This window comes from Dictyobacter arantiisoli, assembly GCF_008326305.1.
Classification (GTDB): Bacteria; Chloroflexota; Ktedonobacteria; order Ktedonobacterales; family Ktedonobacteraceae; genus Dictyobacter; species Dictyobacter arantiisoli.
The window spans coordinates 1-12,146 of sequence record NZ_BIXY01000009.1; the positions used below are offsets into that span (position 1 = coordinate 1).

Annotated in this window: 10 protein-coding genes; 5 read left to right on the plus strand and 5 right to left on the minus strand. The window is 46.7% G+C overall.

The window, feature by feature from the left end; all coding sequences use genetic code 11:
- Positions 1-280 precede the first annotated feature (280 nt).
- From F1593_RS04455 to ndk, 5 genes are all read left to right on the plus strand, one after another.
- Positions 281-1,165 carry a zinc ribbon domain-containing protein gene (locus tag F1593_RS04455; protein ID WP_216368775.1) on the plus strand — a complete coding sequence of 295 codons (885 nt, stop codon included), beginning with the start codon at positions 281-283 and terminating at the stop codon, positions 1,163-1,165.
- A 320-nt stretch (positions 1,166-1,485) separates the two neighbouring features.
- The gene (locus F1593_RS04460; RefSeq protein ID WP_172631852.1) at positions 1,486-2,754 is read left to right on the plus strand and encodes a M16 family metallopeptidase; all 1,269 of its coding nucleotides are present in this window, start codon (positions 1,486-1,488) and stop codon (positions 2,752-2,754) included.
- A 24-nt stretch (positions 2,755-2,778) separates the two neighbouring features.
- A complete protein-coding gene (locus F1593_RS04465) occupies positions 2,779-6,483 on the plus strand; it encodes a tetratricopeptide repeat protein (protein ID WP_149400349.1) in 3,705 nt (1,234 codons plus the stop codon).
- A 46-nt stretch (positions 6,484-6,529) separates the two neighbouring features.
- Entirely contained in the window at positions 6,530-6,877 is a 348-nt protein-coding gene (locus F1593_RS04470; protein ID WP_172631853.1) for a roadblock/LC7 domain-containing protein, read from the plus strand.
- Between the two features lie 27 nt (positions 6,878-6,904).
- On the plus strand, positions 6,905-7,366 hold the full coding sequence (ndk, locus tag F1593_RS04475; RefSeq protein ID WP_149400351.1) for a nucleoside-diphosphate kinase: 462 nt from the start codon (positions 6,905-6,907) through the stop codon (positions 7,364-7,366).
- Positions 7,367-7,746: 380 nt separating this feature from the next.
- Here ndk and F1593_RS04480 read toward each other — a convergent pair whose 3' ends face one another.
- The 5 genes from F1593_RS04480 to F1593_RS04500 all read right to left on the minus strand — a co-directional run.
- Entirely contained in the window at positions 7,747-8,031 is a 285-nt protein-coding gene (locus tag F1593_RS04480; protein WP_149400352.1) for a hypothetical protein, read from the minus strand.
- 387 nt (positions 8,032-8,418) lie between these two features.
- Entirely contained in the window at positions 8,419-8,964 is a 546-nt protein-coding gene (locus F1593_RS04485; protein WP_149400353.1) for a hypothetical protein, read from the minus strand.
- A 42-nt stretch (positions 8,965-9,006) separates the two neighbouring features.
- Positions 9,007-10,245 carry a helix-turn-helix transcriptional regulator gene (locus tag F1593_RS04490; protein ID WP_149400354.1) on the minus strand — a complete coding sequence of 413 codons (1,239 nt, stop codon included), beginning with the start codon at positions 10,243-10,245 and terminating at the stop codon, positions 9,007-9,009.
- A 451-nt stretch (positions 10,246-10,696) separates the two neighbouring features.
- Entirely contained in the window at positions 10,697-11,503 is an 807-nt protein-coding gene (locus F1593_RS04495) for a UTRA domain-containing protein (RefSeq protein ID WP_172631854.1), read from the minus strand.
- 49 nt (positions 11,504-11,552) lie between these two features.
- Positions 11,553-12,146, minus strand: a 594-nt coding sequence (locus tag F1593_RS04500) for a creatininase family protein (protein WP_149400429.1), incomplete at its 5' end; no start/stop codon positions are given.

Genomic DNA, 12,146 nt, shown 5'->3' on the forward strand with positions numbered 1-12,146 from the left:
AATGAGGCTGCATCTCTCGCCAGGGATTGGTGGCTCTCTTGTTCTGATCCGTCGAATATGGTAAGGTACATTCAAGCCGTTTCTCGCTTTCATAGGTAGTTTGTAATTTTCCTATTTTAGCAATAAATGGCATCTTTTTTGGCTTTTCAGGACTTTCGGGTATACCGAAAAGCCCTGACTGGATAGCGGGCGTATCTCGACGGATTGAAGAAAATATGCTACACTGCGTTTACAATATATACAGTAATTAAAATATTCTAAGATGTCAGGAGGGCGTAGCATGACAAGCTGTGCAGTCTGCGGAACGAATGTCACCGGAAAGAAATTTTGCCCTGAGTGTGGATCGCCTGTACAGTCAGGTAGTGTATCCGCTGCCAGTGGGAACATGTGTCCACAGTGTCATGGTGAAGTGAAGCCAGGGGCATCATTTTGCATGCATTGTGGTACAAATTTATCTGCTGCGACTCCCCCTCCCCCTCCAGCGACACGTCCTTGCCCCGCCTGTCATGCACAAGTAGTGACAACCAGCGTTTTCTGCACGCAGTGTGGACACGATATGCGCATCTCGGTGGGTATTCAATGTGCGCAATGTGGTAAGCATAATGCTCAAGATATGCGCTTTTGTGGTGGCTGTGGAGCACAATTGGTCGCTGGAGTCCCCGCCCGGTCGGGACAGTATCCTGCAGCGCCCCAGCAGTCATATCCTCAATATCCAGTTCAGACACCGCAATATCAGCAATATCAGCAACAGCAACAGTATGGGCAGGGGGGCTATCAGCAGCCTATGCTTGGACAGCAACCGATGGTTTTGCGTTGCCCATCTTGTATGGCTATGGCACAGGTTGGTAGTGCGAATTGTGTCAGTTGCCGTACCAGTCTGGCTGGTGTTGTGCCCACCCCGATCAATATGCCGGCTCAGGGGCAGCAGTCGGGTATTGGTGGTTTCTTACAGGGCAATGGCGGCAAGCTTGCCATTGGGGCTCTTGGTGGTGCGGCCGCCCTGCTGGGCGGTGAGATGTTGATCAATGGCTTCGAGAATAATATTGAGAATCGCATTGAAGGTGATATGGGCTTTGGAGGTGGTCGCCGCCATCATCACCGTGAAGAGGATGAGGGAATGTTGGGTGGTCTGGGTAAATTAGCTGATGATATTGGCTTGTTTTAAGATCTCCATTTTAAGAGGGGATAACGCACTCTCTATCCCCTCTGCGCCCTTCTCTAAGCGTCCTTCGCGCTTGTTTGGGCGGTAACTCCCATACCGGATATTGGCTGATTTTCTTCCTATTCCGCTTGTTTTCTGTTGCGGCAGTCTGCTAAACCGACTATAATAACGCGAGATATCTTAAATTCTGTTTGCTGGATTGTGAAGAACAGTGTAACCATCGGAATTTGTATCAGTATTTTGATCAGGTATTATAAGGAGAATCGGGGCACTCTTTCCACGTACAAACGCAAGAGGCTCTGTGCCCATACTAAATGAATTACGTGCGAACTACACTACATAACGGACTACGCCTACTCACCACACATATGCCTGGTATGCGCTCTGCAAGCATCGCTTTCTTTTTTAATGTTGGCTCTCGCTATGAGGATGACGCTGTTGCGGGCATTTCTCATTTTATTGAGCACATGCTTTTTAAAGGATCGGAACACTATCCGAGCGCTAAAGCAATTTCTGAGGCGATTGAGGGGGTAGGTGGGAATTTTAATGGTAGCACTGGAAAAGAATTAACAACCTATACGGCTCGTGTACCGGGTGAATATTTATCTGTGGTTTTGCAGGCAATGGCCGATATGATACGCCACCCTTTGTTTGATCCACTTGAGATTGAGAAAGAGCGCGGCGTGATCATAGAGGAGTTAAGTTCCACCCAGGATGATCCGCAGGAATGGGTCAATTTGTTAGTAGATGAAGCTATGTGGCCGGGTTTGCCGTTGGGGCGCGATGATGCTGGTACTATCGAGGTTGTATCGCATTTACAGCGAGAGCAGATGCTTGAATACATGAGCACATTTTATCGTCCCAATTCACTTGTGTTGAGCATCGCGGGCAACATCGAGCATGAGCAGGTTATTGAGCAAGTAAAGCGATTGTTTGATGATTGGGAGCGAGGTGATCATCCCCACTGGCGTGAGTGTTTCCCTCCTTTAAATGTACCTTCTGTACGCATGATTCAAAAAGACACTGAGCAGACCAATCTTTGTTTGGCGACTCTGGGTACCGCATATGCTTCTCTTGATTATTATCCTTTACTTCTCATTAATGGTATCCTTGGTGATGGAATGAGTTCTCGCCTTTTCCAGTCGATTCGCGAAGAGCAAGGTCTGGCCTATGATATTGGCAGTTACGTCAATAGCTATTATGAAACTGGAAGTCTGGTTGTGAGTGCTGGTGTTGACCCATCACGTGCTCAAGAGACAATTCGTGCTACTATCGCTGAGCTTACTCGGTTGTGTCATGAACCCGTTCCAGCCGATGAACTGGAGCGCACCAAAGCCTATGTTCGTGGTGGCATTTTCCTTGGGTTAGAAGGCACGCAACAAATGGCCTCCTGGCTAGGGAGTCAGGAATGTCTCTATAATTGCGTATGGGATGTTGATGAGGTGATTGCGAAGATAGATGCGGTCACTATTGAGGATGTGCAACGTGTAGCGCAGAAGTGCTTTGCTCCTGAGTGGCTTCGTCTGGCCGTGATTGGACCAGATAAGACCCGGCGGGCAGATCAATTTAAGAAATTGCTCGCAGGTGCATAAGGCGGGAAGAGGAGGCCAAGTTTTATGGCACAAATAACGCTTAGTGATTATTTGCGAGAGACTGAAGACGCCATTACTTCGAAGCGCGTCGATGAAGCTCTTGCTAGTTGTCAGTACGTTCTTGCTTATTTTCCGGAATCACTTGAGGCGCAGCGGCTTTTAGGTGAGGTGTACCTGGCGCAGGGGAAGCTTGAAGAGGCTCAGCATGCCTTTGATTGGGTGTTGACCAATGATCCTGAACATGTGATCGCTTATTGTAGTCGCGCCCTGGTCAGTGAACGCTCTTCCGATTATGATACCGCTCTCGATTGTTACCAGCAGGCATATGAGCTGAGTCGCGGGAATGGTCAAATCCGGCAGGCGTTTAATCAGTTGAGTGAAAAGACTGGTCAACCAGGCTTTATGTTTTCACGTGCTGGCCTGGCACGGCTCTATATGCGAGGTGGTTTGCTCTCTCAGGCGGAGCAGGAATGGGAAATTGTGCTTGCAATCACTCCTGATCGTCTGGATGCTCGCACTGGTCTGCTTGAAGTCTATTGGCGTCAAGGAATTTTTGACCGCGCCTCTCAATTAGCCGAGCAAATTTTACAGGATGTTCCTGGTTGCTTGAAAGCATTATCGTTGTTGGCTTATATCATTGCTCCACAGGATATGTCGCGTTCCCAGGAGTTGCTCAAAAAAGCTGAGATGTTAGATCCTGATCTTTTGATGACACGGGATTTATTTGCTGATCAGCTCGCCAGCCATCAGAGTAATCCATTTTTGAAGTTATTAAATCGTCCACCAGCCACACTTGGCGCTGTTGATCAAGCGGCTCAAACCGCTGCGCCTCAATTGTCTGATGCTTTTGGACAAGTAAATAGCCCACTGGGTCCTGTTTCTGCTGATGCTCTGGCCTCGTGGGGAAGTAATCCTACCTGGAATAATGATACGACTCTGGTCAAACCTGGTACAGGCGCTACTTCCCAGGCTGGATCGGGGGCAACCGCGTTGCCTTCCTGGCTCTCTGAGGGGATAACACCAGGTGTTGCAGGCAATCCTGCGGAATCAACCTTGGAGACCTCAAATTCACCGTGGGATAATGATAGCAGGAGTTTTCAAGCTCCTGAACCGCTTGCTGGACAATCCACTGGCAGTGAGCAATCCGAACCATGGGAGTTGTTGCAAGAAGCTTTAAATGGTATCAGTCCAGATGTTGTACGTCAGGCCTCTGATCCTGGTCTATCTGATCGTGGAGGCGCTTCCTGGCTGGGTGATGATCCTTTATTTGCGCCTGATCCACAACCCGAGGATATGCCGGCAGACGATCACGCACCGGCTTTTCATTTTGATATCCCAGCAGCGCAAGAGTCTGAAACAGCCTGGTCATTTGCAGGGCCGGATGTGGAGGCAAGCAATAATGCCGCACCTCCAGCCTGGCTAAATCAATTAACACAAAAAGAATCTGAGCAGGTTCCATCATGGCTACCTCAATCATCTCAATCAGTGCCAGATGAAGCATTGGCCTGGCAAAGTCCGTCGCCAAACCCAGATGATCAATATACAGACAATACGGCCGAGCCTGTTTTGTCGATGCAACCACCAGTCTTACAAGAACCAGTTCCAGTTCCTCAGGTGGGAGCACCAGATCCATCGCTTAGTCAGCCGGTAGCACAGCCTGTCTCTCCTGATCTCATTGCCTCTGATCAGCTAGCAACTCCAGTTGCTAATCAGCCAACGCCTCCATCACAGCCTGAGTCAGCAGATGATGAATTGCCATTCTGGGCTCGCCAAAATTCACCTGATGATGATAATGCTGATGATGAGGAACTGGGTTTCAATCCAGCATGGCTGAAATCATTAGGCGCTACTTCATATGATGGCTTAGATGGCGCTCAGCCAGAAGAGGAGCCAACTCCTTCCACGGTTGCTGAGACCTCATGGCAACAGTCAGAGCCAGAAGCTCAGGGTGATCAGACATGGCAGCAGTCAGAGTCTCAGGAACCAACAATCCAGGAAGTTGAGCCTGCATGGCAGCCACCAGTGTCACAAGAGGTTGCCATTGAGCAGTCCGATCCTGCGGATATGCCTCAACCTTCGCAGGAAAACGATCCCTGGGCTTCCTGGCAGGCAAACTATGCTGATAGCAATCAACCTTCGTCCCAGGAGGCGTATCAATCCTGGTCTGATTTTTCATCACCACAGCCTGAGGGTCAGGATGTTTGGTCTTCAGCACAGCAAAATCACCAAAATGATACCGCTCAAGAGCAACCTTCATGGATGCAGCAGTTGAGTCAACATGGTGCAGCATCTAGCGGATCAGACTATGGGGATTGGGGAGCTGCTTTTGCTGATGTTCCCGCCCCGGTGCAGCCAGATATTCCTGTATGGGATGACGTGGCTAATCCACAGGCGGCAGATATCTCAGCCTATCCTGAACAGGATGCCTCTCAGATAGTTTTTGAACCTTCCCAGGAGCCCGATGCTCGTTCTACTCTGGCCGAGGAGCCTTCGGAGCCAGCGTATGAAGATCCATGGGCCAAACTCAGTCAGCAATTGCAATCACAATCCGTTGATTATAATTGGTTGGCACAACTGGCTGGTTCGCCATCATCTACCGAAGCGACTCCGGCACTGTCCGCAGCTCAAGATGAGCCCGCCCTGCCAGCATTAAATGAGCAGGTTAAAACAGAACAAGATCTGGTAAACACTCTGGAGTCGTTAGAACAGCAACTTCTCTCCAAGGGTTTTACGCAGTTAGAGCCTAATTCTCTTGCCAGTATTGCTCAAGCACATGAAGATGTTTCTCACGCCGAGCCTACCCTTTCATCGGCTTTAGCTGAATTAGGGAATTTCTTTCCGGGTGTTGCTGAGCCAGCACCAAGATCCGTAGATGTACCACCTATGGAAGCCCCGGTGACCGAGATTCGACAAGAGGAATCTGTGCAGCAAGAGCCAGCGTGGTTGTCCTCGCTGAGCAATGTTTCTGGTTCAGCAGCAATACCTGCTGCGGAACAGAGCAATACAGTCTCACAGACACAAGAGGAGCCATCCTGGTTAGCAGCCCTGGGACATGCGCCTGAAGCGGCTACGCCACTTGCTTTTGAAAGCAAGGTTCCAGAACCATTGGCTGAGGAAATGACCGTTCGTGCTCCAGCGCTTCCTTCTCCTTTAGCAAAGAAGCCTGTCAAGGCCTCGGCGGAGCCGCCAGTAGCGCCTCCCGCGCACATTGAGTCGGCGCTCAGGCCCAGTATGAATCAGACAGAACCTGAGCCTGTGCCCGCACCTGTTGCCAGGCTCAATGTTCTCCTTGATAACGAGCTAGAAACAACTATGAAGCGTCCAGCTGTACGTTTGCAGCCTATGCAACATCAGCATACAATGCAACGTGAAGCCACTAATAACCCATTACCATCGAATCGTGGACGAGGAGGAGAGCGCTCTGCCGCCAGTCAGCGAACTGCCTCCGATAGTAATGTAAGTCATCGCGATCGTCTCTTGAAAGGCTATCAGGCACAACTGATTGGAGATTATGATAACGCAATGCAAGAATATCGTGTTATTATAAGAAGTGCCCCTGAGTTGCTTGGCGAGGTCGTGAGTAACATGCGTGCTTTGTTGAAGCTGGCTCCGAATTATTCTGCCGGCTATCGTGTCCTGGGTGATGCGTATATGCGCCAGGGTGAGTATTTACAAGCAATGGAAGCATATAACAAAGCGCTAACGATGGCAAAGAAGGCGAAGGGCTAAATGGCGTGATAGAATCCTATCACGAGTAAAATGAAGGAGTCTGGGAGTGGAAACGATCCTGCAACGTTTAACCGACCTCGAAGAGGTACATGATGCTATTCTTGTTGGCAAAGATGGCTTGATTGTCTCTGGTATATTACATAGTGAGGACGAGGAAGTTATTGGTGCAATGGGCGCAGCCGCATTTGGCTCCATTGGAGATTTAACCGCTCAGGTCCATAGTAGTGAGGCACGGCACGTGATTGTCGAGACAAAATCTGGGACAATCCAAATGGAAGAAGCAGGTGACCTGATCCTCATTGTTACGACTCAAGGTAGTGGTAATCTTGGCCGCGTACGCGTAGAGATGAAAAAAGCCTGCCGGCAACTAATTGACTTAGTTGCCAGTTATTAATACATTATAAGGAGTATTCCTAGCGTTATGGAACGTACATTAGTATTATTGAAACCTGATGCAGTACAGCGTGATCTTGTTGGTGAAATTATTTCCCGCCTGGAGCGCAAAGGATTAAAGATTGTTGGCTTGAAGTTGATGAGCCTGTCAACCGAACTGTTAGATGAGCATTATAGCCATCTGGTTGGCCGTCCTTTCTATCCTGAGGTGAGATCTTTCATGCAACGCACACCTGTCGTCGCTCTCTGCTTAGAGGGTGTTGAGTGTGTCGATGCTGTACGCCAGCTAGCAGGCATTACAAAGTCGCGTGAGGCAGCCCCTGGCACCATTCGTGGCGAGTTTGCGATGAGTGTTCAGGCGAACTTGATTCACTGCTCTGATTCCCTGGAGACCGCTCTGGTTGAGGTTCCTCGTTTCTTCAAGTCAGAAGAGCTCTTTGAGTATGAGGATGTCCTTGGTGGATACCTTTACAATTCCAGCGAGCGCTAGTGCCTCTAACGCAAACAAAAAAAGCAGTGGTGGCGATGCAGATTTTGCTCGCCTCCACTGCTTTTCGTTTGTGTAACGTTGCTGGTATACGACGTCTGTTTGATACTGTGTCATTGGATTAGAAAGAGGGCACAGAAAGCTATGACTGTAGTTTTGACTTGCAGTCAATGGCCATGCATGGATCTTCGTATCTCTCCTGACTCTGTCAGGCTGGAGGAAACGCCACATTATTTAGTGGGAGCATTGAGGATGAAGCAGACCTGCTACTGATATGACGCTTGCTTTTTAGGCTGTTCTATGATGCATCTGGAATGCTGCCTGGTGGTCATCAGAAACGGCGTGCTGGTGATGGACACCAATAGAGCGTTATCTCGCTGAGCTTACCGGGATGCTGCCCGAGCTGCTGTCATTGGTTCTTCTGTTGCTGCTTGTTTTTGCTGTTTATTTGTTTTTGACAGCCGCCAGCAGCATGATTTACTACGAAAACATTTTTCCTGCTCTTCTGATGTCTCAGGTGGTGTGCCTTTAAGACAAAAGACCTGATACATTGGTTCGCCTGAAACGTCATTGCAAGGGAACCAACGTTCTCGATAAAAAGGACATGCATTTTTATGCCTGCGCCAGTTTGAATTTTCTTCTGGATGTGTTTCTATAGTCCCTGCCAACCAGGTATCCTTCCTAACTATCTATGACGTGCTATATAGGGTGAATACGACGTTGGACCTAGTATACCATAATATTGAATTGGTTATAGGCGGCATCATTACAGACAGAGAGTGTAGGGTAATGGTATAATAGGTACTGCAAAACGTCCTCATCTGTCCAACGTTATTCCCACTCATCCATTCTTGTTGCTGTCAATTATGCTGTCAGATTTGAGGTAGACAAAGAAGCGCCTAGCTAAGCATAAGCTTGCTAGGCGCTTCTTTCAGCTAGAGCAAAAATTTTATTAAGAAGTCTATCAAGGTTCTAATGGTGTGATAGGTTTGTTTACCCATCCTATCATTTTGCCAACCATCTCAGCTTTTTTGGCTCATCCCTATCAAATGATTTTAATCTACTACATAGGGATGGACTTTTCGATATGGTTCATCCAAGAAAGGTTTGAACCAGTTGTCGAAAGCCAGCGAAGTTATATTCATTTGCTGACCACCCTGTGTCTCCTCAATTCCGTCGAAAGCATTGTCAAAAAGGTACTCAAAGTCGAGATCTTCAAAGAATACATCTATGAATTGCTCAAGGTTATCTTTATCAGTTGCTTCTTCTAGTTCGTCCTGAAGGAGTCTTTGTGCTTCTCGGACAAGTGTCCATGCTGCCAATTCTTCTGCTAACGAGGCGAGGGGTATTTGTTCTGCCTGTGCTAATTTCCAGGCAACAGTAATGAGACAAACTGTAAACTTCTTAAAAAAGAGAGGCGTGTATTTGTAGATATAACGTTGAGGTAAATATATCCCCAACCATGTATCAGCGGCATCCTTTGTATCTTTTAGTTGTTCCAAATCTTCAAAGGCATGGTCAATGAGCAGATCACAAGCCATATCGAGTGATTTTTTCTCTGTCTCGGACAGGATATCTGTGTAAGCTTGACCTATTGACATTGTCATCTCCTTAATTTCTTTACCTGGTAACTGTATATATCCTTATTTCTCTAAGTCCAGGCGCATATACGCATCAGAGACAAGTTCTTTGAGTTCTGTAACACTCTTGTGATTTTTTGATGGGCCACTCTCTAATTTCTTTAAAAGTTTGCGTACACGGTTCATTTGCCGTGGCGATTGACTCTTGTAAGCCATCATAAAGCCATCACTTGCAATTTTAATTCCAGTAGAAAGATCCCCAGAGTCACAATAAGCTTGCGCTCTACTGATTTCTAGAAGTGCATGCCAGCGTGGAGTGACTGACTCTACTCTGTCGAGAGACTTTTCGGCTAAGTCCAGATAGGGAATAGCTGCAAGTGGTTTGCCCAGGTCGCGGTTAACTTTGCCGCGGATCTCAAAAATCTCAAAGGGAATGAACTCTTTTTTTGCTGTGTCCCGACCTTCTCCAGTGAACGAAAGAAGATCAGTGGCCTCTGAGATGGTAGTTTCAAAGTCTGCCTCTCTGCCAACATCGCCATATGTGTAAGCCAGTAGTTGCAGAATAAGGCCACGCGCTGCGGGCTCAGAATTGGCAATGAGGTCTCTAGCTTGCTCCATATTCCTGATAGCCTTGGCTTTATCGTTTTGCCGACGCAGTACATCCCCAATAAGTGCCAGGTAGGTAGCTGTTAAATTATCATCGCGAAGATCAACAGCTAATTTATGTGCCTGGCTGTAGTGATAGAGGGCAGTATCATTCTGTAAACTGTCTAAGCTAATTGCACCTAGAAGCCCGTGGCTACGGATTGCAAGTTCCTTGATACGCAAGGTCTGTGTAGCGTAAGGGAGATAGAGCATTTGCATTAAGCCAGGAAGTAGGCGGTTGATTTCCTTTGCTGCTTTTTGTGGTCTGGATGCAAACCAGGCTTCCCATGATAAATTGATAATACTTTCGGCATTGTCTAATTTCTCAGTAAGAGTTTGTTCCATTGTACTTACCTCATTCAGGTATGATGGATGATGAGAAGGATTAGGTAATCCAAGGCTTACAAAGGTATTATAACCTACTTTAATGTTAGCGTCGTTTTGTTCAACATTTTCGTGGTATAAGCCTAATTGTTCTGCTGTCATTCCAAAGAATTTGCATAGCTGTAGTTGGCTATCTGGTCTGATAGGTTTTCTGGCTTCTGCCCGTTGAATTGTGGCTAAACTGACGCCAGCGAAGTCGGCTACCATTTTTTGTGTGAGAGAACGTTTTTTACGTTCTGTTACGATTGGAGGAGCGCTTTTTTTGGGTTCCATCCTACATCTTCCTTTTGAGTCCTGTGACATGGATTGAGTCTTACGATCAACATACTACAAGAACCGTAATATTTCAGGTGATGTAGATACCCTCGCCACATTTCCCATCCCAAGGCATCCTGCCTTTAAGAATTGGTTGAAGTTGTGTGCTTTCGTGGACCCTTGGGTCCTGGTTTCCGTTTCGTTTGTAAAAACTGTTCTAATGAGTCGATATAGACAAACCAGTCACGCCCTAGTTTGAAACCATCTAAGGTGCCTTTTCTGAGCAGCTGAGCAATATATATTCTACTTAGTTCCGATCGCTCTTCTGCCTGTATCGTTGAGATGTATTCACGGTTAGAGTCAATGTTTTTTAGCATATATGCCTCTGTGTTAAAAAGATCAGCTAAGTAGTGACTGCCAGAATCCGATATAGCACCTTATCCCTCGTTGTTTCGTGAAACTGTCATGTTCACCTATCTCTTAATGGCTCTGGTATTCCATCCGCAAACAATGGGAAAGAGTAGTGAAGGCGATAGGTATCCCCTCTATCAGTGAGGAAATCGACGCTTAGCGGGCTACCATCCTCATCAAAAGCACGCCTTATTATCTTCAGCAATGCGGATGGGTCGTCTGTAGACATACCAAATATTCCGCGCTCCAGAACAGTGGATTGCACAATATCAATTGTCTCAGTACACCAAAAAGGTCTTTTCCCTAAGCTAAACATCAATTTGTAGAGATCTGTATCTGGTTTTTCAAGCTCTGGCATAATCTCTGCATACCAGAAAGGGAGATAAGTATCAGAAATAGCTACAAGGGTATTGGCATTTTGGTACTGATATGAGCGTAAGAAGATGATGTTATCTCCTTCACCAATGTTGAGTAGAGAAGCTATCTCCGCATCAGCATATTGGATCTTGAGTGCCTTCACTTCCAAATGTGCATTACTATTCTCTTGAGCCACATCTGTCATAAAGCCGCTGTGTCTGCTTGAAAACATTCTATTTCTAACATTCAAATCAGCCACTTTGTATTCATTAATTGCAGCATTATTTAAGCCAGTGCGCTCTGTTATCGGTCTAATTTTAATAAGTCCTTCACCTGCAAGACGAAGCAATATGATCTGCGTGCTAGTATTACTGGTTTTATAATCATTGTCGATGGACTTAGGTGTAATTACTTGACCAACCTTATAGGTCCCATTAAGGATCTTTTTCCGTATGTCTAGATATGCTTGTGCGGTTTTTGTGTTGGCTCTAATATCAGATGGCTGCACCGCTAGGACTTCTTCTGTGGTAGGCCCTCGCATGATTAAATTCCCTTCTTTATGATAGCGTTTCAATAAGCCCTAAGAGGCTAATTATCTGTGAATAAATCTCTTTAACAACACCTTCAATAACAACTCTTCCTTTTTGTGGGTTAGCTTTTTGTGGTTTACCCCACACTCCTGTTTTTGAAACAGCGTACATACCCAAGGCTTGAAAAACTGACTGCGGGTATGCTGGCTCTATATTTGGCACAAAATCTAAGTTTTCCAAATCGGCCTGCGCGACCAGCTCAGGCCAATAAGCTTGAATAATAGAGGTTTCTAATGCTCCTGCATGAACATCGTCGAACAATGGTTCATTTTCTTCCTCCCAGACATGGCCGGCTAGTACAATGGATGAAATCACAGTCGTAGGTAATTTCTCTCTAGCTGTGATCTCTGTTGTGAGTGAGGAGAGAATACTATTTCCTCCATGCCAATTTAAAAGCACAAGGAAAATTGGCATATCCCAATTCTTCAGGCTATAAACAATGTCATAGAGAATAGCCGAAAGTGTGCTGGTGCTTAATGCTAACGTCCCTAATCCTTTATGCTCCCAAGAGCAGCTAAAAGGGATTGCAGGCAACAATATCGCCTGTCCACTGGGGAATGA